At 39.2% G+C, this 24,414-nt stretch carries 20 protein-coding genes and 1 pseudogene; 2 read left to right on the forward strand and 19 right to left on the reverse strand.

What is annotated here, in order from left to right; all coding sequences use genetic code 11:
* From ADM50_RS00115 to eno, 9 genes and pseudogenes are all read right to left on the reverse strand, one after another.
* On the reverse strand, positions 1–505 hold a 505-nt coding region (locus ADM50_RS00115), incomplete at its 3' end, for a hypothetical protein (protein WP_049484095.1).
* Between the two features lie 13 nt (positions 506–518).
* The gene (pynA, locus tag ADM50_RS00120; protein ID WP_049484096.1) at positions 519–1,232 is read right to left on the reverse strand and encodes a pyrimidine 5'-nucleotidase PynA; all 714 of its coding nucleotides are present in this window, start codon (positions 1,230–1,232) and stop codon (positions 519–521) included.
* A gap of 70 nt (positions 1,233–1,302) precedes the next feature.
* Positions 1,303–1,737 (reverse strand): annotated as a pseudogene (locus ADM50_RS00125) (Imm70 family immunity protein).
* A gap of 68 nt (positions 1,738–1,805) precedes the next feature.
* Positions 1,806–2,309 (reverse strand): hypothetical protein, encoded by a 504-nt coding sequence (locus ADM50_RS00130; RefSeq protein WP_049484097.1) that lies wholly within the window; start codon positions 2,307–2,309, stop codon positions 1,806–1,808.
* Positions 2,310–2,594: 285 nt separating this feature from the next.
* Positions 2,595–3,137, reverse strand: coding sequence for a ClbS/DfsB family four-helix bundle protein (locus ADM50_RS00135; protein ID WP_049484098.1), 543 nt, complete (start codon positions 3,135–3,137; stop codon positions 2,595–2,597).
* A gap of 125 nt (positions 3,138–3,262) precedes the next feature.
* Positions 3,263–4,177, reverse strand: a complete 915-nt coding sequence (locus ADM50_RS00140) for a cysteine peptidase family C39 domain-containing protein (RefSeq protein ID WP_049484099.1) — start codon at positions 4,175–4,177, stop codon at positions 3,263–3,265.
* A 184-nt stretch (positions 4,178–4,361) separates the two neighbouring features.
* Entirely contained in the window at positions 4,362–5,198 is an 837-nt protein-coding gene (locus tag ADM50_RS00145) for an AraC family transcriptional regulator (protein WP_049484100.1), read from the reverse strand.
* Positions 5,199–5,401: 203 nt separating this feature from the next.
* Complete coding sequence (locus tag ADM50_RS00150) at positions 5,402–5,896, reverse strand: YkgJ family cysteine cluster protein (RefSeq protein ID WP_049484101.1); 495 nt, start codon at positions 5,894–5,896, stop codon at positions 5,402–5,404.
* A gap of 701 nt (positions 5,897–6,597) precedes the next feature.
* On the reverse strand, positions 6,598–7,902 hold the full coding sequence (gene eno / locus ADM50_RS00155) for a surface-displayed alpha-enolase (RefSeq protein ID WP_000022821.1): 1,305 nt from the start codon (positions 7,900–7,902) through the stop codon (positions 6,598–6,600).
* Between the two features lie 374 nt (positions 7,903–8,276).
* Between eno and ADM50_RS00160 the strand changes: the two genes are divergently transcribed.
* Both ADM50_RS00160 and ADM50_RS00165 read left to right on the forward strand, forming a co-directional pair.
* Positions 8,277–8,750: a hypothetical protein gene (locus ADM50_RS00160; protein WP_049484102.1), complete on the forward strand. Its 474-nt coding sequence runs from the start codon at positions 8,277–8,279 to the stop codon at positions 8,748–8,750.
* Between the two features lie 74 nt (positions 8,751–8,824).
* Positions 8,825–9,271: a DUF1694 domain-containing protein gene (locus ADM50_RS00165; RefSeq protein ID WP_049484103.1), complete on the forward strand. Its 447-nt coding sequence runs from the start codon at positions 8,825–8,827 to the stop codon at positions 9,269–9,271.
* Here ADM50_RS00165 and ADM50_RS00170 read toward each other — a convergent pair.
* From ADM50_RS00170 to ADM50_RS00215, 10 genes are all read right to left on the reverse strand, one after another.
* On the reverse strand, positions 9,268–10,383 hold the full coding sequence (locus tag ADM50_RS00170) for a glycerate kinase (RefSeq protein WP_049484104.1): 1,116 nt from the start codon (positions 10,381–10,383) through the stop codon (positions 9,268–9,270). The genes ADM50_RS00165 and ADM50_RS00170 overlap by 4 nt on opposite strands.
* 9 nt (positions 10,384–10,392) lie before the next feature.
* Positions 10,393–11,037 (reverse strand): phosphoserine phosphatase SerB, encoded by a 645-nt coding sequence (gene serB / locus ADM50_RS00175; protein WP_049484105.1) that lies wholly within the window; start codon positions 11,035–11,037, stop codon positions 10,393–10,395.
* Positions 11,038–11,095: 58 nt separating this feature from the next.
* Positions 11,096–12,529, reverse strand: coding sequence for a glycogen synthase GlgA (gene glgA, locus ADM50_RS00180; RefSeq protein ID WP_049484106.1), 1,434 nt, complete (start codon positions 12,527–12,529; stop codon positions 11,096–11,098).
* A complete protein-coding gene (gene glgD, locus ADM50_RS00185; RefSeq protein WP_049484107.1) occupies positions 12,526–13,665 on the reverse strand; it encodes a glucose-1-phosphate adenylyltransferase subunit GlgD in 1,140 nt (379 codons plus the stop codon). Before glgD ends, glgA begins: the two co-directional genes overlap by 4 nt.
* Positions 13,655–14,797 (reverse strand): glucose-1-phosphate adenylyltransferase, encoded by a 1,143-nt coding sequence (locus ADM50_RS00190; RefSeq protein WP_000787250.1) that lies wholly within the window; start codon positions 14,795–14,797, stop codon positions 13,655–13,657. The genes glgD and ADM50_RS00190 overlap by 11 nt, the downstream gene beginning before the upstream one ends.
* A gap of 159 nt (positions 14,798–14,956) precedes the next feature.
* On the reverse strand, positions 14,957–16,852 hold the full coding sequence (glgB, locus tag ADM50_RS00195; RefSeq protein WP_049484108.1) for a 1,4-alpha-glucan branching protein GlgB: 1,896 nt from the start codon (positions 16,850–16,852) through the stop codon (positions 14,957–14,959).
* Positions 16,853–17,124: 272 nt separating this feature from the next.
* On the reverse strand, positions 17,125–18,549 hold the full coding sequence (locus ADM50_RS00200) for an NADP-dependent glyceraldehyde-3-phosphate dehydrogenase (protein WP_049484109.1): 1,425 nt from the start codon (positions 18,547–18,549) through the stop codon (positions 17,125–17,127).
* Positions 18,550–18,746: 197 nt separating this feature from the next.
* Positions 18,747–21,032: a type I pullulanase gene (pulA, locus tag ADM50_RS00205; RefSeq protein ID WP_049484110.1), complete on the reverse strand. Its 2,286-nt coding sequence runs from the start codon at positions 21,030–21,032 to the stop codon at positions 18,747–18,749.
* A gap of 149 nt (positions 21,033–21,181) precedes the next feature.
* Positions 21,182–23,140, reverse strand: coding sequence for an NAD-dependent DNA ligase LigA (gene ligA / locus ADM50_RS00210; protein ID WP_049484111.1), 1,959 nt, complete (start codon positions 23,138–23,140; stop codon positions 21,182–21,184).
* A gap of 89 nt (positions 23,141–23,229) precedes the next feature.
* Positions 23,230–24,408: an MFS transporter gene (locus ADM50_RS00215; RefSeq protein ID WP_049484112.1), complete on the reverse strand. Its 1,179-nt coding sequence runs from the start codon at positions 24,406–24,408 to the stop codon at positions 23,230–23,232.
* Between the last annotated feature and the right edge of the window lie 6 nt (positions 24,409–24,414).

Raw genomic sequence — 24,414 nt, forward strand, 5'->3', positions numbered from 1 at the left:
AATTTTTTTCTAAAAAGTCGTCAAAATTAGAAAACTTTTGAAAATACAATACATTCTCTTGGTGTAAAATCGCTCTTTTTAAAGGATAATACTCTTTAATATTATTAACTTTTTGTTCGTAAGCATACTTCGCTACATGATCTAGGTATATATCAAAAAAGTCATGAGGAAAATCTCCCATACAGCTATTACGATTCATATTGAGGCTATATTTTCGATCAGTAATATAATTCGGAAATATATTGCCAATTACTCTAAGATTATCTACTTGTGAATCCCTTCTCCCAATATAATCCCCTTCTTTGACTAATGATGGAGATTTCCAAGTAAAAATTAAATCGCCAGAGAAATTTTTCTTATCATAAAACTTAAAAAGAGATTGATAAATACTATTTGCTAATCGACAATTGTCAGATATAAATTCATAATTCACAGCTTCATTAAAATCAACTTCAGAAATTTTAATGTACTCTTCGATAGTAATATTGGCATTTTTTTTAGTCATTAGAGCGTCTCCTTTAAAATGTTATCTTTTTAAGAGTATTTGTATCTAAACAATCCAGCAATTCTTGGTAAGAATGAACTTCATAAGTCGGCTGGGCTTGCGTCTTATTTTCCAGATGATGGGGATTGTACCAGATAGTATCAATACCAGCATTATTGCCACCTTGAATGTCGGCAGTTAAGGAATCTCCAATCATCAGTGTCATTTCTTTATCAAATCCAGCAATCTGCTGACCGATTTTTTCATAGAATAATGCATCAGGCTTTTGTGTTTGCAACTGCTCAGAGATAAAGACTTGGTTGAAATAGGGAGCAAGACCTGATTCAGCCAAACGACCTGTCTGAATAGCAGTAATGCCATTTGTCGCAGCGTACAAATCATAATCACGTTCGATGAGGCTGTCCAAGAGTTCATGAGCACCCGAAAGTGTTTGTCCTTGCCGGGCTAGAAAAAACTGGTAACGCTGGGCAAGTAACCTACCGTCTTTTTCCTGTCCAAAATGAGCAAATAAACGAGAAAAGCGCGTGTTAACCAGTTCTTGTTTACTGATTTTCTTTTGCTCCAAGTCCTTCCAGAGAGCCTTGTTCATAGGAACGTAGTATTCTTTATAGACTTGAATATCCGCAACTCCTTCTTCTTTTAGAAGTTGCGTCAAAGCCACATCCTCAGCAGCATCAAAATCAAGCAAGGTGTGGTCAAGGTCGAAGAGTAGAAATTTGTAGGGCAATTTGAAGTTTTCCTTTCTGAAAATTCATTAAGAATATTATAGCATAAATGAATCTTTGATTTATTGAGTTTCAAATACTTTTTACACTCACATTTTGACCGTGCTCAAGTGCAAATCTAAAACTAGTCAGCAAAACTTCGAATAAATCTTTTCCGGAACTCGTTATGAAATAATGCGATAAATTTGTTATGTGCTCTGCAATATTATTTCCCCAAGGAGGAGTGAGTGACAAGTCTTCAAAATCTCATATAGCATCCTGAGGTAGAAACTTTTTCAACTCCTCTTGGATAGATACCAACTCAGCTATTCCTCTTTCGACAGATTCAAAAGGAACATTTCCCCAGTAAAGCTTATTCATTATTACTGGGTATCTACTTCCCCACTCATTATTCTCTAATCGAACATAAATAGTCGAAAAGAATGAATTAAAAAGACTCCCTTCTCCTATAGTCCACCAATTATAACCAACCATTAACCCTACAGACATAGATATTCTCCTACTCATTTTTAATATTATTTAACGTCAACTAAAGTTTTATATTGATAGTATCTAAAACATACATTCATTCTCCCCTACCCCAACTCCTTGGCTATTCTGCTTTTCTCAAGTTTTCCCTTGGCAATTCTTTTCCATAAAACAAGTGGGTTCAAACTATAAGATAGGCGTACGAGGAAATAATTAACCCATTCGATTAGGGCAAAAAGTTGTATCAGTGTGGCTATAATAGCCACTTGGAAACTCTGTGTATTCCAGACAATAAAAGGAAAGCCTAAAATAAGTAAAACAAGGCCTAGTATTCTGAAACCACCATATAGTTTGGGGACACTAGCGCTTCCGAACTGAGGTTTCGAGAGTCTTCTAATCAAAATCGCCCAATAGATTGAACCTTGAAGCAAAATAAATGTCAGTAAAGACAGAGGATAGAGAATAGTTGCTAGACTCATCCAATCACCAAGCCTATTTTTCAAAAGGAAAAAACACAACCAAAAGGATAGAGCGGCTGCAAGCTCTCCCAAACAGAGGGATAGCAACTCTTTTTTTACTTTCTCTTTTTGTATGCTCATCATCTCACCCATCTATCTATCATCCTATATCAGAAAAAAAGCTATTCGAATCATTTTCTAGTCAACATTTCTCAGAACAAAGGCATTCTAAGCATCGAACAGCTCAATTCCTTTAATATCAATGCAATTCTAAACTTAGAATTGCATTGATATAAATGTTTTGGTGCTATTCTAAGTTTATGACAAACCTAAATTTTAATTTTAGAAGGATTCTAAAGCTAGAATAGCTCAAAAATCACGAGAATGAAGCTATTCGAAGCTTAGAAGACCTTTTTCTAAACTTCATACTCACTTTAACTAGTATGACTTACAATTTTTCTGATGAGCTTTGAGTTTTTTCAGAGCCCAATCATAGTGACTGGAGGTACTACTGACAAAGTAGGAACCTAGACTTGTCCCTCCCGTCCACTTATAGACACCTTTTGTGAACAATTCGTCATTGCTGAAGTCTTCCATCAACTCTAAAACCTCTTTATGTGATTGATTGAGGAGTTTGGTCGCTTCTTCTAAGGACGTTCTCTGATGCTTCTTCCAAAAAGCGACATTCATTTCCCTATAAGTTTTCCAATTATAAGGTTCAGGGAGAAAAGGTCTTTCATGACCCTTTTGATTAGAATCTACCCAAGTCAAAAGTAACTGATGCCATTCATAGAGATGGATCAGGACATCCCGTAGATTTTTATCTCTTTTCCAGTGAGCTTCTTTTTTCTTTTGGTCTTTTGAAAAATCAAAAGGAGTCTGTAGTTCCTCTTCACTTAACTGAGAAATGAGGAGATTGAGCTTCTCATAATTTTCCTTAGAGGCTAGCACTAATTCCTCTTTTGTTTTTGGTCTAGGCATAGGAGTTCTCCCTTCATTTTCAACTAGAATAAGCTATTATCTTACTTCATTATACCATAATCAAAAAGCAGTTCTTCATTTTACGAAAAACTGCTTTTACGAACTATTTTTTATGCTTATAGTCACTACTTTACATATAAATCTCTAAAGCGACCATCCACTTCTGCTATCTGATAGAGAAAGTGGGACAGTTCTTGGTAATCTTCTTTTAAACATGAAAGGTGGGCTTGGCCAAATAAAACAGCTAATTTCTCTTTTAATCTTGCTCCTTCGGAATCATGATCTTTTAAGAATTTACTGAGATAGAGATTTCGAACAGCTGCAAGTTTAAAGCTGAAATACTGATGCAATTGTTTTTGCTCGGTATTTAAGCCGTTTTCAGCAACTGCTTTTGCATAGCATTCCAAAACACCGTTTTGGCCATTCAAATATCGATTCTTCATAATCCTTGCTGTTTCCTGATAGATTTCAGTCTGACTAGGACTCTTGATCTTCTTAAAATTTCCCCACATGGAATAAGCTCCACGCTTATAGTCAATAGCCTCTGCCTTCCAAGCTTCTAAAATGTCATTAAAAGCAACCTTCATACAGGCAAAACCAGCTGGATCATGCAAATAGAGGTACTGATTATCAATGTCATACACGGTTACGAAGTGATCCACACCATAAAGGATTGTGTGATTGGGATTGTAGGTCAGATGCCCCATATCAAGAGGTCCCAGTACGACAGGTCCATTGGACAGAAAGGTTTCCAACTTTCCTTTAATCTCTTCTAAATCTACTTCAGCTCCATCTTTTAGATAGAAATCCTCATAGTCAAACCCTAGTATTTTTAAAGAATGAGAGATAGAAAGATCTGGCATACCATTATCAAAGAATACTAGAGGGTGTTGTTCATCTTCCTTTACGATACTAGCTCCATTGCCCATTACCATGATTGCCTCTAAAAACTCTGCTTTAAAGTCATAACCATAGGCATCCAGTGCCATTGCCAATGAATAACTATAGCAAAGTGACACATCTCCAAAATACATCTGCATATCCCTGCCTCCTTATCTTCTATGGGACTATTATACCGAGAAAACTATTCGCATGCCCAATAAAATCCAAACAAAAAATATGGGTATTTGTGATTTATAGTCATGAATGTCAACAATTAAAAACTCTGTAGAGATTCTTTCTACAGAGTTCGGTTTGCATCTTTATAAAAAATCAGAAAATGATCTAGCCCTTGATCACTGGTATCCAGAGTTCCATTTGATAGTCTGGTGACGACATATCTCCTTCGAAATAAACTTCAAAGTCTGGGGCTCCTGAATGGCGATAACCAGTTTCTGGGAAAAAAATCTCTAGAACATATTTCCAAGCATGATGGATGCTTTCTGGTATTGGGCCTTTGACTGGTACGATAGCATATTCAGCTTCTGCGATTTCTTTGATTGATAGACCCAGTTCTTCTGCTTTAGCTTTATCCGTCACACCATAGGCAGCTATATAGTTGATAATTTCGCCTTCTTTGACATCCGAGCAGACACCAAAGGATTGGCCACTACCCAGACTTTCTAGGCTTTCTAAGCTGTGATTGGCATAGAGCTGCTCCCATGCAGACGGACACTGGCTATTGTCAATTGCTTCCAATAGGACTCCCGCTACAGTAAAAGCGGCTTTCTTTTGAATCTTGATATCCATGTTCTTTCCTCCTGTAATCTTTAAGGATAATTGAAGTCTAGGAAAGACCCGATAAGATTTTCCATTTCGAACTTCTGAGGGGGTTGCACCATGGAATTTCTTAAAGGCTGAGCTGAAGGCATCCGCAGACTCATAGCCGTATTTCAGTGCTATATCAATGACTTTCTCAGTACTTCCCCGCAAGTCTGTCACTGCTTCTGACAGCCTGCGATTGCGCAAATATTCTGCCAAGGTCATATCAGCCATGATGGAAAAGATTCTGCTAAAAAGAGGATAAGAATAGCCTGATAGCTGCTGAAATCTTTTCATATCCACTTCTCCAGTCAGCTGCTCCTCCAAATAATCCATGGTTTGGTTGAATTGATGCATCATATTCGTTTCTTCTTACCTCCTCAAGATACAAAAGTCCTTAAAAGCAAAATCGAAATAGAACAATTGAGGGAGAACGCCTTGCTCCAAAGAAATTTTACCTTTGTTACACAGCTTTTAGACCGTGTTCAATTCTATTTATAGTTTATCAGATATCAGATACTTCCGCCCTAGAACATTTGTACAAGATTTAAAGGGGCATATTTCTATAACTTATCCTTTAATTTCTCAACAAAGAGATAAGCTGCTGGGCAGGTCAAGGTATTCTTAATCGTCAAATGGTTGATTTGATGGATCTTTTTACGATCTGTATGGGGAAATTCACGACAAGCCTTTGGACGAACATCATAGATAGAGCAGAGATTGTCTCCACCTAGAAAGGGACAGGGCATGGATTTAAAAACCTTGTCACCGTCTTCGTCCACCTGGAGAAACTCTGCTTCAAAGGCTGGTAATTTCATCTTGAAATACTTGGCAATACGAGTAATATCTGCTTCCTTGAAGTCAGGTCCCAAGGTCTTACAACAGTTAGCACAGGCAGTGCAATCAATCTCAGAAAAAACATCTTGGTGAATTTGCTGGGCTATCTTATCTAAGTTTTTAGGAGGTTTTTTCTTTAGATTGGCTAAGACTTTTCGATGCTCTTTTTGCTTTTGCAGTGCTAATTGATGGTAATACTCAATATCAATCTCTTTAGACATAATTTCTTCCTAATACAAGTTTTTAGTCTATTATACCATAAACACTGCCCCCTTTTTGCCCCCTGAACAGAAAAAAAAGCCCTTCGGAAAAAATCCGAGGGGCTAGAAACGTTGTTAAATCAACGATAATTTTTTTAAGTTATCTACCTATAATGAATTACCAAAAAAATGCACAATTTTATAGAGCTTATTTTGTCTAATCTAGTAAAAGTGAGAAGGTACAAACAAGTAGGGTTTTTTTAAGAGGTAACAAAAAAGGTAATAAAATTGACGGGTTCAGCAGGCAAGGGAAATAGCACTTTTCATAGTGTTATTTTTTAAATTCAGAAATGGAGTAGCTACTTAATTGATAGAAACAAAAAGCACCTAGTTTCCTAGATGCTGGCACAATAGCCCGGATTCGAACCGGAATCTCCTCAATCAAGGCGCAATTCCTATATACTACTCATTGTACTTTGGTTCATTATATCATATAATCAACTAGATATCTACCAACTCATGATACACTCCCATATTAGGTAATGGAATAATGCTAAAATACAAATCTGAATAAGTTTCAAACCATTTATTCAGATTGCTATAGGCTGGCGACTGATTAACAAATAATATACGATGACAAGCACCAGTCAAAAAAGCACTAAGGGGAAGAGCCCCAAAGTGCTTTTTTTATAGACTTTACAGTCTCTAATCGCATAAAGAGATTATTTTTTCAAGTTGTAGAATGATTTCAATCCACGGTATTCAGCTACTTCACCAAGTTGGTCTTCGATACGAAGCAATTGGTTGTATTTAGCGATACGGTCTGTACGTGAAAGTGAACCAGTCTTGATTTGTCCTGCGTTTGTTGCAACTGCGATGTCAGCAATTGTTGAATCTTCAGTTTCACCTGAACGGTGTGATACAACAGCAGTGTAACCAGCTTCTTTCGCCATTTCGATAGCGTCGAATGTTTCAGTAAGAGTACCGATTTGGTTAACTTTGATAAGGATTGAGTTAGCAGCACCTTCTGCAATACCTTTTTCAAGGTAAGAAGTGTTTGTTACGAAGAAGTCATCACCAACCAATTGAACTTTACCACCAAGACGTTCAGTAAGAGCTTTCCAACCGTCCCAGTCGTTTTCGTCCATACCATCTTCGATAGTGATGATTGGGTATTTGTTTACCAATTCTTCAAGGTAGTCGATTTGTTCTGCAGCAGTACGTACAGCAGCTCCTTCACCTTCGAATTTAGTGTAGTCGTAAACTTTACGTTCTTTATCGTAGAATTCTGATGAAGCACAGTCAAATCCGATAAATACGTCTTTACCAGGAACATATCCAGCAGCTTCGATCGCAGCAAGGATAGTTTCAACACCGTCTTCAGTTCCTTCGAAACGAGGAGCGAATCCACCTTCGTCACCTACGGCTGTTTCCAAACCACGAGATTTAAGGATTTTCTTAAGAGCGTGGAAGATTTCAGCACCCCAACGAAGAGCTTCTTTGAATGATGGTGCACCAGCAGGTACGATCATGAATTCTTGGAAAGCGATTGGAGCATCAGAGTGAGAACCACCGTTGATGATGTTCATCATTGGAGTTGGAAGAACTTTAGTGTTGAATCCACCAAGGTAGCTGTAAAGTGGGATTTCAAGGTAGTCAGCAGCAGCACGAGCTACAGCGATAGACACACCAAGAATTGCGTTTGCACCCAATTTACCTTTGTTAGGAGTACCGTCAAGTGCGATCATAGCACGGTCAATAGCTTGTTGGTCACGTACATCGTAGCCGATGATAGCTTCGGCGATGATGTTATTTACGTTGTCAACAGCTTTTTGTGTACCAAGACCACCGTAACGAGATTTGTCACCGTCGCGAAGTTCAACTGCTTCGTGTTCACCAGTAGAAGCTCCTGATGGAACCATACCACGTCCGAAAGCACCTGATTCAGTATAAACTTCTACTTCAAGTGTTGGGTTACCGCGTGAGTCTAGGACTTCGCGAGCGTAAACATCAGTAATAATTGACATTTTTTACTCTCCTTTGAGTTAAATTTTTTACACCTCTATGATACCTTAAAAATAAGCGTTTTTCAAGAAAAAACGTTATCTTTGTGCAAATTTTCCTTAACTTTATAAAGTAATCGCTTTCACAATTTCCTATTTATCCACTTAAAATTATCAACTTGTTTGAATATGAAATCGTTATAACCTTTATTAATATTAATCAAAATAATAATTCATTTATGTCGATTAAACAAGTTCTACCTTTAATTTTACAAGTAATTTAAAATATATGTCACAAGTGTTAGTATTTTACAATTCCATATCAAATACTTTATTCACTTTAAAAATTGAGTTAAATTTGATACTATACTATAAGAAAAATATTACGGAGACTAATAATGAAGAAGAAATTCTTATTAATTGCTTTATTTATATCAGTTATTTTACTTACTTCCTGTGCTAATAATAATAGTAGTAAAGTTGTAGAGAAGAACAGTGATGGTACTTCAACTATTACTTATACTGATGGTAGTGTAATTGGGACAAACGGTAAAGATTTTACATTTTTACAAGAAGACGGTTCATCAATTATTTATCTTGACAACGACAAGACCTATCAGTACCATGGTACTGACGGTAGTTTTGTCTCAAAAGATAGTGGTGGCTCTTATACCATTCAACTTCCTTCTGATGACAATGTCATCCTCTATGCAAATGGTTCATATTTAATTAATAATGCAGATGGGAGTTCTGAAACAGGTTCAAGCAAAGAAGAACTTAATAAATACTTGATTTCTAAAAATTTCACTGTATTTGCTGATCTTGATAAAAAGGTTGCAGACATTGTAGATTACGTAAAGAAAAATAACTAGATCATCTTATCTCTTTCATATTTTGAAGGAGATTTTATTTTGGAATTCAACTTGAATTATGGTAAAATCAAACTATGACAGATTTATCAAAACAACTACTAGAAAAAGCTCATGGAGGGCCGAAATTAAACCCTGACGAACAACGCCGCTATCTCGGCACTTTCGAGGAAAGAGTTCTTGGCTACGCAGATATAAGTACTGCCAATAGTTCTGAATTAGAACATGGATTTTTCTCTATTTTAGAAAGTTTTCAAGAAAAGGTAGAGATACTTTTTGTGAAGATCTCACCAAATATCGAGTTTGACAAACAGGTCTTATACTTAAGACAAGCAAAGGAAAACAACTGCCAGGCGACTATTGTTTCAGACGATCATATCACCTCTCCTTTTGGTCTTGTCATTCATACAAATGAACCTGTTCAAGTAGACGAAAAGGACCTTAGACTTGCTTTCTCAAGCCTCTGGGAGGAGAAAAAGGCTGAGGCTCCTAAAAAATCTATCTGGAAAAAATGGTTTGATTAATGATTTCTCAAATTTAACAAACGACCAATATTAGTAGCTGTGTGCTCCAAATAGAGTCTTGCATTTTTCAGACTCTCTTCCAAAGGTTCACTTTTCTCTAAAATAGAAAAGGCTGCTTGTATATTTTCGAATGGTAGGGGAATCAAATCGTCAGCAAGACTACCACAAATAGCGATAACTGGAACTCCTTCAGGAGTTCTTTTTGCTACACCGATAGGAGCTTTTCCAACAAAGCTTTGACTGTCCAGTCTACCTTCTCCAACGATAACTAAGTCAGCACCTGCAACCTTCCTGTCAAAGCCAATCAAATCCAAGCAAGTATCAATCCCAGATACGATAGTGGCCTCAGCAAAGGCACAGAGTCCAGCAGCAATCCCACCACCAGCTCCCGCTCCCTTCAGAGACAGGGTTGATGGTGAAAATTTTTCATAGAACCGCTGTATAGCCAAATCTACTGTCTCAAACAAAGCAGGATCCAAGCCCTTTTGTTTTCCAAATGTATAGGTTGCCCCTTGATGACCACATAAAGGGCTCACGACATCTGCTAAAATACGGATTTTCACATCTTCAGGTATCCTATACAACTTGCTATTTGAAACTAACTCGAACTCAAGCAAAGTCTGACCGCAAGCTGGCAATTCCTTTCCATTCTTATCATAAAAACGATAACCCAAAGCAGCTGCAATGCCAATTCCACCATCATTACTTGCCGTACCACCTACACCAATATAGATTTCTTTCATTCCAAGATCAATGAGATGGCGAATCAACTCTCCGATACCTTTGGTTTGGATGTGAAGGGGATTTCGTTTCTCCCGCGGAATCTTTCCAAGACCAACCAAGTCAGCAACTTCAAAGAGCGCTGTTTGGCCTTTTTGAAAGTAGCGCATTGATTCTTTTTGGCCAAAAGGTCCCGTAACCTCTTGCCATTTTTCTTCGAGTTCAAGAGAATGTCGAATAGCATCTAGGGTTCCTTCCCCACCATCACCTACAGGGCAAAGCAGACATTCTACATCTGCTATCGATTTTTGGAATCCCCTTTTTATAGCTTGTGCAACCTCTTCTGCCGTCAAACTCTCTTTAAAAGAATCGGGTGCAATTACAATTTTCATAGTTCCCTCTCATTCTAAGAAATCAATCAAAGGTAGAACTTCCAAAAAATCCCTCGTATCTACATGACAAGCTATCTCTGTTTTTACGACCTCTTTGGCACAAAATGCAATACCACATCCTGCTGACTTTAACATCAAGAGGTCATTGGCACCATCACCGATGGCAATCGTTCTTTCTTTGGGAAGTTTCAGTTCTTTTTTCCATTTCTCAAGAGTATCTTGTTTTACTTGACCTGTCACAATTTCACCAACTAGTCGACCTTTTAAAAAACCGTCTTTGACTTCTAACTGGTTGGCAGAGAAATAGGAGATACCAAGGGATTTTGCTAATCTCTCAACTATTGGTACGAATCCACCAGAAACTAGACCGACTAGAATGCCCTTCTTTTGAAGTATGGAGATAAATTCTTGAGCATTCTTGGACAGATGGATGGATTTGAAGACAGTATCAAAGACCGAAACCGGAAGACCTTTTAACAAAGCCACTCTCACTCGTAAGCTTGTTTCAAAGTCCAGTTCACCTCGCATTGTCTGGCTTGTAATCTGCGATATTTCTTCTTCGCAACCTGCTTCTCTTCCTAAAAGATCAATCACCTCTTCTGCTATCAGGGTTCCGTCAACGTCCATAACACAGAGCCCCATTACTTGAGACATAAACTTTCCTTTCTAAACAGCCCAAAAATCGTATGAAAGAATCATACGATTTTATCTATTAGTTGACTAAACTATGGTACAAGTCCAGGTAAGATTTGCAGGCTGTATCCCATGAGAAATCACATTCCATAGCTTGTTTTTGTAGATTTCTCCAAACTTCCGGCTGGTACTTATAAACATCCAAGGCTGTTTGGAAACTCCAGTTAAGCCAGTAAGGTGTTAAATTATCAAAGCTAAATCCAGTTCCAGTTCCTTCTATCGGATTGAAGGATTGAACAGTGTCACGCAAACCACCCACTTCATGAATCAATGGTAGAGTTCCATAGCGCATCGCCATCATTTGAGACAAGCCACATGGCTCAAAACGACTGGGCATGAGGAAGAGATCACAAGCTGCGTAGATTTCTTGAGCGAGCTTGACGTCAAAAGTGATATTTGCTGATAGCTTGTCTGGATAGACTTGTGCAAACCAAGAGAAGGAATGTTCAAAAGCCGGGTCACCTGTTCCTAAAAGAACGATTTGTACGTCCTCTTGTAAGAAACGATGCAAGCTTTCTACAACAACATCAAAACCTTTTTGGCGGGTCAAACGAGAGACAATCCCAACTAGTGGAACATCTGCTCTCACAGGCAATCCAACTCTCTCTTGCAATTTTGCTTTGTTTTGAGCTTTTCCAGACAAATCTTCTTTATCAAAATGATAATCTAAAAGTGGGTCTGTTTGAGGATTATAGAGATCTGCGTCAATACCATTGACAATCCCTGAAACCTTACCTGACTCCATGCGAAGAATCTGGTCCAAACCGCAACCAAACTGACTGGTCATAATCTCATGTGCATAGCTAGGGGAAACGGTTGAGACACGATCCGCGTAGAGAATACCTGCTTTCATCCAGTTAAGACAATCATTCCAGCGAAGGGTTCCATCAGCATAGCGTTCAAAGCCAACACCGAACAAATCCCATAACATTCCTTCAGAAAATTGACCTTGGAATTCCAAATTGTGAATGGTTAAAACGGTTCTAATTCCTTGATATGCCTGAATCCAATGGTACTTTTCTTTTAACAAGAAGGGAATCATGGCTGTGTGGTAATCATGGACATGGAGAAGGTCAGGGATAAAGCCGATGCGCTCCATGGCCTCAAGAGCAGCCAGTTGGAAAAAGGCGAAGCGTTCACCGTCGTCAAAATCACCGTACACATGGCCACGGAAGAAATAATACTGATTATCAATGAAGTAGAAAGTAACCCCATTCCAGACCGTTTTTTTAATACCACAGTACTGTCTACGCCATCCTACACTAACTTCAAAGTGGAGAACATCCTCTATCTGGTCACCGAACTTAGCTTCTACCATATCATAATAAGGCAAGAAAACTGCAACTTCGTGCCCCGCTTTTACAAGTGATTTGGGAAGTGCGCCAATGACATCGCCCAAACCACCTGTTTTTGAAAAGGGTGCTCCTTCTGCCGCTACAAGTAAAATTTTCATAAATAAATGTCCTCTGTTACTGTTTCACCCTTCTTAACTACAACTGGATGTTCTGCTGTGCCTCGAATGACAACACCGTCCGCAACTTCAACGCCCTTGTCCAAGATAGCATATTCAACTCGGGCACCTTGACCAATCACAACTCGAGGGAATAGAATGCTGTCCTTCACCACACTATCTTTGTGAACATAAATGTTACGAGATAGGACTGACTGAACTACTTCACCCTCAATGATACTACCAGAAGCAAACTGAGAAGTACTTACTTTTGAAGTATTCGCATAGTAGGTTGGTTCTTCATTCTTAACTTTGGTATAAATCTTTTGATTTGGTGAGAAAAGAGAGTAGAATTTTTTAGATTCAAGCATATCAATATTTGCTTGATAATAGGACTGAACAGAATGAATGTTTGCTAAGTAGCCTGTGTATTCGTAAGCAAAAGCTCCTTCTTTTACAGCTAAATCGCGAAGAACATAGCGTAACTTTTCAGGATATTCTTTCTGAGCTTCTTCTTCAAGTCGTTCAATCAACCAAGGAGTATCCACAACAAAGATATCTGTAGACATGTTGAAGAGTTCATCTGTAGATTTATTATCAAAGAGTTTGTGCGAACGAACATGGTCAGTTTCATCAATTTCCAAGATAGCATTCACATCAGAAATGTCTTTCTTAGGAAGTTTCTTATATACAACTGTAATCGGACCTTTTGTTGTATTGTGCAGGTGAAAGACTTGATTCAAATCAATATTCACCAGAACATCGCAGTTAATCGAAACGGTTTGGTTTGAACCTGAACGTCTCAAGTAGGTGAGAAGCTGTTGGTAATACTCTTTTCCAACTGTACTGCTTTCAACACGAGTATTGTAAATTCCTAGATAGTAGTGACTTAGAAGGGTTGACAAGCCCCACTCACGACCTGAACGAATATGGTCGAAAACTGAGCTGATATTATCTTGTTGGAAAATACCAAAGATACTACGAACACCTGCATTTGCAAGACTGGAAAGGGGGAAGTCAATCAAACGGTATTTCCCACCGAAAGGCAAGCTAGCTACCGGACGGTGTTCTGTTAACGTTGACATATCATGAAAACCAACTGTGTTTCCTAAAATTGCTGAATATTTATCAATCTTCATCTGTTGCTACCCCCACTACTTCATTGTATCCTACTACTTGTACTTCATCCGTTCCATCAATCTCTACGCCGTCAGCAATAATGGCACCCTCACCAATGATAGCACGAGTAATCTTTGCGCCATGGCCAATAATAGCTCCGCTCATGATGACAGAATCAACGACCTCAGCGCCTTCACGTACTTGTGCTTCTGTTGAAAGAATCGAACGTTTTACAGTTCCATCTACAAAACAGCCATCCACGACCAATGAATCTTCAACGTGTGCATGCGCACCAAAGTAGTTTGGTGGTGAAATCAAGTTTCTAGAGTAAATTTTCCACTGACGATTGCGGCTATCCAAGGCATTTTCTGGCGAAATGTACTCCATATTAGCTTCCCAAAGTGACTCAATCGTACCAACATCTTTCCAGTAGCCATTAAATTCATAAGCATAGACACTTTCACCAGACTCGAGATAGTTAGGGATAACGTTCTTCCCAAAGTCTGACATATCCACATTGCTCTTTTCAGCAGCAACAAGCATATTGCGAAGTCGTTTCCAGTCAAAAATATAAATCCCCATCGAAGCCTTTGTAGACTTAGGTTGCGCAGGTTTTTCTTCGAATTCAACGATACGGTTATTGGCATCTGTATTCATGATACCGAAACGGCTAGCTTCTTTGAGAGGTACGTCTAGGACAGCTACTGTCAAACTGGCATTGTTATCCTTATGGGACTGAAGCATATCATCGTAGTCCATCTTGTAGATGTGGTCACCAGAAAGAATCAAAACATACTCAGGATTAACACTGTCGATGTAGTCAATGTTTTGGTAGATAGCGTGACTAGTCCCTTCAAACCAACGGTTTCCTTCGCTGGCTGAATAAGGTTGTAAAATAGAGACACCTGAATTGATACCATCCAATCCCCAGCTAGAACCATTTCCGATATGGTTATTCAAAGCAAGAGGTTGGTATTGCGTAATCACACCAACATTATGGATTCCAGAGTTTGCACAGTTGGAAAGAGCAAAGTCAATGATACGGTAGCGCCCACCGAATTGCACTGCCGGTTTGGCAATGCTTTGAGTGAGTTTTCCGAGACGTGTTCCTTGCCCACCCGCAAGGATCAAAGCTAGCATTTCATTCTTCATTTTCTACTCCTTTATAAAGTCATGTGAACGTTAAAATCGAAAGAAGGTCGGAAGTCGAACTTTTTATAAAAATAATAGGAAATCCATTTCTCTTGTGTTTCAAGTCCAATACAAGTACATCCGTTTTTTAAAATCTAAAAAATTGTAATCAACAGCCCATTATTCTTTTTTCTTAGCTGGTTTCAAACGTCGCTTGATCTTCCAGATGCTTGCTCCCATGGCAGGCAAGGTAAAGGTCAAAGTCTGCTCATAATCTTTCCATAAGCCTTCTTGAGTCTGAACTGTTTGATTGTGCTCTTTCCACACACCTCCCCATTCTTCTAATTCTGTATTCCAAACTTCTTCGTAAATACCTGCAACAGGTAAACCAATCGTAAAGTCCTTACGTTCAACTGGTGCCATGTTAAAGACACAGACTAACATTTCGTCCTTCTTGCCCTTACGAATAAAGGAAAGGACACTCTGATCTCTATTATCAGCATCGATAATCTCTATACCATCATAACTAGTATCAATTTCCCACAGACAACGATGCTCTTTATAGAATTGATTCAGTTGTGAAGTGAAATGCTTCATTTTGGCATTCATCGGATCTTCTAGATTAGACCATTCCAACTGCTCCTCAGACTTCCATTCGAGGAATTGCCCGTACTCACTACCCATGAACAATAGTTTCTTACCTGGATGACAAATTTGATAGGTGTAGAGATTGCGCAGACCAGCGAACTGATTGTAGCGATCGCCCCACATCTTGTGCATCATACTCTTCTTGCCATGAACCACTTCATCATGTGAGAAAGGTAGGAGATAGTTTTCATTGAAAACATACATAAAGCTGAAAGTCACCAGATTAAAGTCATACTTGCGATAAATCGGATCTTCCTCGTAGAAACGGAGAATGTCGTTCATCCAGCCCATATTCCATTTATAGTCAAAGCCAAGGCCACCCATTTCTTTCATACCAGTAATCTTTGTCGCTGATGAACTTTCTTCTGCAATCATCATGATGTCTGGATGAGCTAACTTAATCACTGTGTTTAACCGTTTAAGGAAATAATAACCCTCGTAGTTAAGGTTTCCACCGTCTTTGTTTGGAGTCCAAGGAGCGTTATCATAATCTAGATACAGCATATTGCTCACTGCATCGACCCGAATACCATCTAAGTGGTAAAAATCAATCCAAAATTTAATACTTGAAATCAGGAAAGACTGGACCTCATTTTTCCCGAGGTCAAAATTCAGTGCACCCCAACCGTAGTTATGAGCCTTGTTGTGGTCTTGGTATTCAAAAGTTGGTGTGCCGTCATAATATGCCAAGGCATCATCATTAATAGTGAAATGACCTGGAACCCAGTCTACGATAACACCAATGTTATTTATATGACACTCTTCAACGAAATCTTGGAATTCCTCAGGTGTACCATAGGAATGTTCAAAAGCAAAGTAACCCATAAGTTGATAGCCCCAGCTCAATCCAAGTGGGTGAGCCATTAAAGGCATGAACTCAATATGTGTATAGTTCATCTCAACTAAGTATGGAATCAACTCGTCTTTCAGTTGCGAAAACGTATAGGGACTACCGTCTGGATTTCTCTTCCAAGAACCTGCATGAGCCTCGTATATATTAACTGGTCTCTCAAAAAATCCCAGACGTTTGCGACGTGCTAGCCAAAGGCCATCTTTCCATTTCTTTTCACGGATATTGGTCAGAACTGCCCCTGTACCCGGTCTAGCTTCAAAATAAACTGCCAAAGGATCAATCTTCATAATCTGGTGACCATTTGCACGCGTGATATGATATTTATAAATCTGACCTTCCTGAGCTTGACTCGTAAAGACTTCCCAAACACCTGCCTCGTTTCTAACCATTGGAATCTGATTCTCAACCCAATCGGTAAAATCACCAACTAGATGAACTGCTTGTGCATTTGGGGCCCAAACCCTAAAGGTATAGCCTATTTCTCCGTTTTTCTCCTCTCTATGCGCTCCTAAATAATGCTGGAGGTGAAAGTTCTCACCTGTAGTAAAGGTTCTTAATGCTTCTTGATTATTCATTCAATCCCCTTTCTTTTGTAAGCGTTTTCTATAATTCTATTATACACTCTTTTAAGATAACTTTCAAGTAATTTACGAAGGAAATCATATTTTTTTATGAAAGCCTTCAAAAAATTACCTAGCATTTTAAAAAAGATATCCAGAAAATAGAACACGAAACAATTTCCATATATTTTTTTATTATAATACCAGAATATTCGTTTTTTATCAATTTTCTACTGTATTATTTTGAAAAAAATAAAATCAGGAAGTTATTTTCCTAATTTTATAAATTATCTCACATCAAAAACAATGGATTTAACATTTGTCATCGCTTCGATACTATATTTAATTCCTTGCACTCCTGCACCAGAACCTTTTACACCAAGGAAAGGGAAATTATCTGGTCCACGTTGTGTTTTATTATTAATATGAACGGTACCCACTTCAAGTTTTTCAGCAATTTCAAATGCCTTCTTAAAGTCATTTGTAAAGACTGAAGATTGAAGACCGAATTCTGATTCATTAGCAATTTCTACCGCTTCATTAGCATCTGAAACTCGAATAATTGGAAGAACAGGTCCAAATGGTTCTTCCCAGGCTAATTTCATATCTCTTGTGACATAATCAAAAAGTCCTGGCCAAATGAGATTATTCTCACGTTTGATTGGGCTGAGCGCTTTGGCTCCTTTTTCCTGAGCATCTTCAATCAATCCCCAGATGAAATCAGCTGAAGCATTATCAATAACTGGCGTGATATCTGCATTGTCAAATGGATTGCCTACTGTTAGCTTAGCAACTTCAGCTTGGAGCAATTCTGCCAATCTGTCTGCTACGTTTTCCACAACCAAAACACGTTTGATGGCAGTACAACGCTGACCAGAGTAGCTAAAAGCTCCACCTACGATTTGCTTAGCTGCATTTTCTAAATCTGCATCTTCTAAGACAATTGCTGCATCTTTTCCACCAAGTTCAAGCATAATTGGGCGCATACCAGCTAAACGACCAATACGCTCCCCAATCGGTGTTGAACCTGTAAAGTTAATGAAGTTCACTTCCTTGTGTTCGATGATGTAGTCTCCGATCTCAGAACCACGTCCAGTGATGGTGTTAAAGACACCTGCTGGGATTCCTGCTTCGTCAAATGCTTTAGCCAACAAAAGACCAGAAATAGATCCTTGTGTTGGTGGTTTAAACATAACGACATTTCCTGCAATCAAAGCTGGAGCAATCTTAGATCCAGAAAGGTTGACTGGATAGTTAAATGGTGCAATAGCTAGGACGACCCCAACTGGCTCACGACGGACAACAGCTAGTTTATTTTTACTTGCAGCTTCAAAACCGCCACCTTCCATTGCTTGTCCAGTGATACGGAGACCTTCCTCAGCAGCAAAACGAATCAATTCTGCTGTACGTACTACTTCTCCAATGGCTGCTTTAATCCCTTTTGCAACCTCTTTGGCAAGAATCGTACCAATTTTTTCTTTATCACGTTCCAAAATGTCTGCTGTCTTATGCAAATATGCTGCACGCTCAACGGGTGCTAAATCACGCCATGCTGGGAGAGCTGCACGCGCTGCTTTCATAGCCTCATCTACTTCAACCTGACTCATAGCAGGTACTGTACCCAGCTTTTCTTGATTGATGGGAGAATAGATGGCAATTTCATTCTCTGATGATTTCCATTTTCCATTCACTAAATTCTGATAATTTGTCAAATTCTCTTCCTCCTGAAAATGATTAAAACTTATTTTATCAAATTTTCAGAAAATTACAACCCCTTTTTGGAAAATATTGATATTTTTTTCACAAACTTGATTCTTCAAATTATTTGAAATTTATTCCTATTAGATATTGGTTTTTCAATAAAAATCAAAAAAAGGTCTAGATTATCTAAACCTTTTTGTGGTATTTACTATGAAAGTACCTTCAAGACCGCAACGCTGATATCATCAATCACATTAGACTCTTTAGAACGACTATTAGACACCAGCATTTCAAGATTTCCCGCATTTTCAAAGTAGAAGGAAGTTCCCTTAGCATTGAATACCACCAATAAGTGCTCTGCTCCACCGTGAATTTCGTAAACAATCCATCCACTATTTTCAGCAGCTGTATGGACGAAGACATGACGATAAACTTCTTCGTATGTAGGATAAGAGAAAGCACGTGTTTGTGTTTTTACGCGAATAATCTGGCGAATAAAGTCAATGCTTTCTTGTCTCTCATTGATTAAATCCCAGTTGACCTGGTTGACACTATCTGGAGCATTGTAGCTGTTCATGGCCCGTTCTCTATCTGCCGCAGTCAGCTCGCCATTTTCTCCAGTAGCAAAGAGTTTGGTACGACCAAATTCTTGCCCCAGCTCTATAAAGGACATCCCTTGCATGAGAATGCTCATCGCTGTTGCAGTCTCAACCTGACGCATAATCTTATCTGAACTGTGATCTGGATGAAGGGTTACTAACAAATCATGCAAATTGTAATTATCATGGGCCTCCACATAGTTAAGAACTTGGTTTGGACTAAGATATGAGCCCAACTCTCGGCTACCAAGAATAGCTTTGGCTACAATTGGTTCTGTAGCTGCACCGCTAACAAATCCTGCCTTGATTGAGCCATAAACTTCTCCTCCTTTGATGGCATCACGCTGATCATCGTTGAAGAATCCAATATTTGGCATCTGGTAGGCATTGTCCTTCTTGGCCTTGTCATAAGGTGCAAGACCAGTCCCCATATCCCAACCTTCTCCGTAAGTGATAATACGTGGATCAACTTCATCAAGTGCCCAACGAATCGCCTGCATGGTTTTGACATCATGAATTCCCATCAAGTCGAAACGGAAACCGTCAATATTGTATTCTTTCACCCAATAAAGGAGTGAGTCAATCATATACTTGCGGTACATTTCGTGTTCGCTTGCGGTTTCATTTCCAACACCTGTTCCGTTTTGGAAGGTTCCATCTGGATTCATACGATAGTAATAATCAGGAACAGTTGTTTGGAAAGGTGCATCGACCGTTGAAAAGGTATGGTTGTAAACGACATCCATAATGACACCGATTCCCGCATCATGATATGCCTGAATCATGGTCTTGAGGTCTCGAATAACCTGTCCAGGATCATCTGTATTACTAGAGAAACTTGGTTCTGGCGCATTGTAGTTTTGAGGGTCATAACCCCAGTTATAGGTTACATTTCCTTCCACGTCGTATTCCTTATGACGATCAAAGATTGGTTGGAGCTGAACATAATTACAGCCGAGTTCTTTGATATAGTCAAAGGCTGTTGCTTGACCATACTGGTTAACCGTTCCAGTCTGGGCAGCCCCAAGGAAGGTTCCTCGAAGATTCTCTGGAACTCCAGATGTCGGCGATTTTGTAAAATCACGAATGTGCATCTCGCAGATAACGGCTTTACATGGGTTTTCCAAACGCCAAGGAGCATCTGTCCCATGTTTGACTTCGAATCCTTCTACTTGTCTCTCTTTGTGTGAGAGAATAACAGAACGTTTTCCGTCAGGACTTGTTGCAATTGTATAAGGATCTCTTGTCAAACTCTTGTGATGAGGGAATTCAATCTGATACTGATAAGCCTTGCCAGCAAGATTTTCATCCAGGTCTACACTCCAAACACCAATGGTATTGTACTTATGACTATATGAATAGCTATTCCCACGCTTTAGATTAAAGGTTTTCCAAATCGGCGCGTCGTTACTTGTATTTTCATAAACGACCACTTGGACTGCTGTAGCTGTTGGAGCCCAAAGTTTAAAGCTTGTCTGGTAGTCTGAAATACTATAACCTAACTCTCCTTGGTATCCCCAATGATGATCAAAGCTTTCACTGTGAAAGGCTTTATCAAAAGCAAAGGGATTTCGATCTTTATAGTAAGGACTTGCAATGGCAGGATTTTCAGAATAATAAACCGTCTCTTCACCATCTAAGATCCAAACCTCAGTCAACAGTGGATAATAGTTAAACCGTAGGAGATAGTCTTTTGTCTTTCCATCTATTTCAACAGAAAAGGTCAAAGTATCGAGCCTTTCTGCACTTGTGACTGTAAAGGAGAATTTTACTCCAAAATAGTCATTTTCATAATACAAATTTTCTTTAACATCTGCCTGTTTTCTACTGAATGAACAAGCGGCATAATCCCCATTTTTTCGGTGAAAATGGATGACTACAGGGTATCTATACATTTCTTTTCCTAATTCCTAATTTTAATTTTTAAGTCATGCTGAAGAATTTAACGGGAATTTCAGCACAATAGAGAATAGCATTAATAGATATAAAAACACATCAGGAGAGATAGTTCCAGACTATCTAACATCTAGTTTTCAACTATTCTTTACAAACTTTCTAGCCAAGCTTCATCTCTAACTTCGATACCAAGTTCTTGCGCTTTTTGGAGCTTGCTTCCTGCATCTGCTCCTGCTACGACAAGATTCGTTTTCTTAGATACACTGCCTGTGACCTTGGCACCGAGGCTTTCGAGTTTACTTTTGGCTTCTGAACGTGTGAGGCGTTCCAATTTACCAGTTAATACAACGGTCAAACCTGACAAGGCCGCATCTGCTACTACTGTCTGTCCTTTGTAGTCCAGATTGACTCCAGCTTCTTTCAACTCGTCTAAGAGAATCTTTGATCCTTCTGTAGCAAAATAAGTCTGAAGACTTTGAGCAATCACACTACCCAAGCTCTCGATACTTGCTACTTGCTCAGGATCAGCTTGGGCTAGATTTTCAATAGAGTGGAAATGTTGGAGCAAGAGTTGGCTAGCCTTGCTTCCGACATGGCGAATTCCCAGACCAAACAAGAGCTTTTCAGCAGAGTTTTCCTTGGATGCTTGAATAGCCTGATACAGTTTAGAAGCAGACTTTTCCTTGACACCTTCTAAAAGGAGGAAATCATCTTCTTTCAAACGGTAAATATCTGCCACATCCTTAACCAGATTAGCAGCAAAAAGCTTTTCAACGATAGATGGACCAAGCCCTGTAATATTCATGGCGTCTCGAGAAGCAAAGTGAATCAAACCTTCCATGATTTGGGCAGGACAGCGTGGATTGATACAACGAAGAGCCACTTCATCTTCAAAGTGAAGCAACTGGCTATCACAACTTGGACAGTTAGTCGGAATATCTAGTTTTTCTTCAGAAACACGCTTGGACTCTACCACACGCAAAACAGCAGGGATGATATCTCCAGCCTTATAAACGATAACCGTATCATCTTTGCGGATATCCTTTTCAGCAATATAATCTACATTGTGCAGTGTTGCACGGCTAACAGTTGTCCCAGCAAGCTGAACAGGTGTTAGATTTGCAGTCGGAGTCACAACACCCGTACGGCCTACCGTCCAGTCAACTGAAAGGAGCTGGGCTTCTTTTTCTTCAGCGGGAAATTTATAGGCGACTGCCCACTTAGGTGCTTTAACGGTAAAACCGAGTTCTTCTTGACCTGCAAGGTCATTGACCTTGATTACCACTCCATCGATATCGTAAGGCAGTTTCTCCCGTTCTTGTCCTACTTCTTGGATAAAATCCCATATCTCATCAATACTTTTAGCTAGAATTCGTTTCGGATTAACCACAAAGCCAAGCTGTTCAAGGTGCTCCAAGACCTTTTCTTGGCTATCACGAGTAGAAGGGCTGGCTTCTTGATAGAGGAAAGTCGCAAGATTACGCTTGGCCACTACTGCTGTATCCAACTGACGCAAAGTTCCCGCTGCCGCATTACGAGGATTGGCAAATTCAGGCTCTCCATTTTCTTGACGAGCTTGGTTGACCTGGTCAAATGAAGCGCGTGGCATGTAACACTCTCCACGAACAGTGATATCAAGTTCTTCTGGCAAGGTCAAAGGAATATCCTTGACGCGTTTGAGGTTTTCAGTGATATTCTCACCAACAGAACCATCCCCACGTGTCGCACCGACTACCAAAATTCCCTTTTCATACGTAAGCGAGATAGACAAACCATCGATTTTCAGCTCACAAATATAGGTCGGTTGGGGCAATTCTTTTCGAACACGCGCATCAAAAGCTTCTAACTCTTCACGTGAAAAAGCATCCTGCAAACTATAAAGAGGATACTGATGACTGTATTTTTCAAAACCATCTAAAACCTTACCACCAACACGATGGGTTGGACTGTCTGCTAAAACTTGATCTGGATAGGCAGCTTCCAACTCGACCAACTCTCGGTAGAGGCGATCATACTCACTATCTGAAACCGAGGGATTGTCACTCGTATAGTACTCGGTCGCATAGCGGTTAAGTAAGGCAACTAACTCATTCATTCTTTCATTCATAATCCCATTTTACCACAAAGCAAGCCCTCCTCACAATAGAGAAGGACTGAAAAATGGTTTGTAGTGTAATATTTTCTAAAAAAGAGAAATTATAACTCTTTTTCAAAATGACTTCGCACATAAACGAGGGATAGACAAGACAGGACAATAACCCCGCTTCCAATTATCAGAAAAGAAGAGATATGGACACTTGGTAGCACCGTCATAAAGCCTTTTGCAATCGGCATAAATAGGATGGCTAAGGTAAAAATGGTGCTTAGTACTCTTCCCAAGTATTCCCCCTCAACCTTGGTTTGAACCTGAGTAAAAAAGTGAATATTAAATATCGTCATAAACAGTTCACAAACTAAATTTCCAGAAAAGGAAAGAAAAGTTGGCAGTGGTAATCCCATCATAAATACTCCAACTCCAGTCAAGGCCAATAGAATCAAAAGATTATAAACACCTTCCTTTATTTTGTTAGCTAGAAGAGCTCCGATAATCGAACCAATAGCGCCCATAGTCAAAATAGTTGCATAAGCTCCTTCTACCCCGTAAAGCCGTTCTGAAAAAGGGAGGAGAAATTCAAAAGCTGCAAAAAAGAAATTAACACTGGAAGCTACTACCAAAAGGAAAAAGATCTCTTGCTGGCACCAAATATAGCGAATCCCTTCTTTCATATCAGAAAAAAGATTTTTCCAACTGAAGGTCCTTTTCACTTGTTCCTGAGTCTCTTTTTTGGGGAGAAAAGCTACTAAGGTAAATGCGATGAAAAAACTAATGGCATCTAAAACAAGAGTCATATGGAGACTGGTAAATTGTAAAACGAGAAAAGAAAGCACCGGAGAACTGACTCCTACAACCTGTAAAACTAACTCCAAGCGAGAGTTATAGGTCACTATCTCGTCTTTCTCTACAACCTCAGTTATAATGGCTTTGTTGGCTGTACGAGAAAATGCAAAGGCAACTGCCTGAACAATATTTGCGAAGATCAGAGCAGCAATCATCAAGCTATCATTTCTGATGAAAGAAATAGCTAAACAGAGAATACCACAAATCAAGTCCGTCGTCATCAAAATTTTGCGACGCGAAAAGCGGTCTGAAATCACTCCACCAAAGGGATTGACCAGAATCGATGTGACGAGTTCAGAAATCTGATAAATCCCAAGAACAGTCTGCCCTATGGTTCCCATTGATGCCAACCAAACACTGTTTCCATAATCATAGAGCATATTTCCAATTTTATTAATAGCACCACGACTAATCAACTGGATTGCATGTCGATTCATATAAAA

Source organism: Streptococcus oralis, from assembly GCF_001075675.1.
Lineage (GTDB): Bacteria > Bacillota > Bacilli > Lactobacillales > Streptococcaceae > Streptococcus > Streptococcus oralis_V.